At 40.4% G+C, this 450-nt stretch carries 1 protein-coding gene; it reads left to right on the forward strand.

Going from position 1 to position 450, the window contains the following annotated elements:
* Window positions 1-450 (forward strand): hypothetical protein (locus BTV99_RS13530; protein ID WP_178377975.1); only part of this gene is annotated, 450 nt, incomplete at both ends.

Here is a 450-nt window from a genome sequence, read left to right on the forward strand (position 1 = left end):
TGGGTGAGCAAGTTGTTATTCGTGATCTTTCTATTTACCCTAAAGGAAGTAATGAGACTTTTAAGACACCTGAAGAACCTCAAATACCTACAACACACCAGGTTGAAAGCTTAGAGCTATCACAAGACAGTCCAGTATGGTATCCGATGGCAGTGAAGCCAGGCAATAATATCAATATCAAAGCCCTAGTTGAGTACTTAGATATAGACCCTGCAAGTAAACGTAAAGCATTATTACTAATCAAAGCATATGACGAGCTTGGTAACGAAGTAGACACTTCTTTTGAACAGATGGCTTGGTCAGAAGCTTTTGATGCTCACTTTAAGTATCTAGCACCTACTGGTAGTGAGGTTGACGAGCTTTATAGTGCTAAGGTTCCCGAAGGAGTTGCTACTATTCACTTTGGATTTAGCCACTTTTTGCCTAAGGTGGGTGAGCAAGTTGTTATTC

It is taken from the genome of Psychrobacter sp. Rd 27.2 (genome assembly GCF_001921755.1).
In the GTDB taxonomy this organism is placed as follows: Bacteria; Pseudomonadota; Gammaproteobacteria; order Pseudomonadales; family Moraxellaceae; genus Psychrobacter; species Psychrobacter celer.